The sequence below is a fragment of the Micromonospora sp. H61 genome (assembly GCF_018070325.1).
Taxonomy (GTDB): domain Bacteria; phylum Actinomycetota; class Actinomycetes; order Mycobacteriales; family Micromonosporaceae; genus Micromonospora; species Micromonospora salmantinae.
Genome location: NZ_JAGPXY010000223.1, coordinates 1 through 1,127, shown reverse-complemented (window position 1 = coordinate 1,127; position 1,127 = coordinate 1). Strand labels below are relative to the sequence as shown.

Genomic DNA, 1,127 nt, shown 5'->3' with positions numbered 1-1,127 from the left:
GGGCTTGTCAAGTTTTCTGTGGGTGAGGGTGTAGCCGGTTGCTTGTCTGGTCGTGGTTTGGTCAGAGGGGTAGGCGGCCGGGGAAGTGGATGGCGAGGGCGTTGAGGGCCTTCTTCCAGCCCCAGGTGCCGGTGCCGGCGTTACCGCCTCGTCGACGGCTGATGTTGCGGATGCCGAGGTAGAGGAGTTTGAGGGCGGCGTCGTCGGTGGGGAAATGCCCTCGGGTTTTGGTGATCTTTCGGAGTTGGTAGTTGATCGACTCGATCAGGTTCGTCGTGTAGATGATCTTTCGGATGTCGGTGTCGAAGGCTAGGAACGGTACGAACTCGTTCCAGGCGCGTTGCCAGGTGGCGATGATGCCGGGGTATTGCCGGCCGTGGACGCGGGTGAACTCGGCCAGAGCGGCTTCGGCGGCGTCGGCGTTCACGGCGGTGTAGATCGGTCGTAGTGCTTTGGCGATCAGTTTCCGGTCGGTGTAGGACACGTATCGCATGCTGTTGCGCAGTAGGTGGACCACGCAGGTTTGCACGACCGCGTCGGGCCAGGTCGCGGCGATCGCGTCGGGCAGGCCGGTCAGCCCGTCGCAGCACACGATCAGCGCGTCGCGTAGGCCGCGTTGGCGCAGGTCGGTCAGCACGCGCAGCCAGAACTTGGCGCCCTCGGTCTCCTGGATCCACACGCCGAGGACGTGTTTGAACCCGTCGACGTCGACGCCGACGACCAGGTGGGCGGACTTGTTGACCACGGTGCCGGCGTCGCGGACCTTGATCCGGATCGCGTCGACATACAAGATCGGATAGACCTCATCGACGGGCCGGTTCTGCCACGTGCGGACCTCGTCGGCCACGACATCGGTGATGTTCGCGACCGTCTCATGACTGACGTCGGCGCCGTAGATCTCGGCGAGGTGGTCGCGGATGTCGCGGGTGGACATCCCCCGGGCATACAAGCTCAGGACCGCCTCGTCCAGCTGCCCCAACCGGCGGCGGCGCTTCGGGACAATCTTCGGCTCGAACGAGGCGCCCCGGTCGCGGGGCACCTGGATCCGCACCGGTCCCGCCGTGGTGATCACCGTCTTCGGGGTGTGACCGTTGCGGTGGTTACCGGCCGAAGCGCCTTCGGGAGCA

The 1,127-nt window shown here is 65.3% G+C and carries 1 protein-coding gene; it reads right to left on the bottom strand.

Annotation, left to right across the window (positions count from 1 at the left end; translation table 11 throughout):
* Nucleotides 1-61 precede the first annotated feature (61 nt).
* The coding region (locus tag KBX08_RS33295) for an IS256 family transposase (RefSeq protein ID WP_210787716.1) at nt 62-1,127 on the bottom strand (1,066 nt) is incomplete at its 5' end.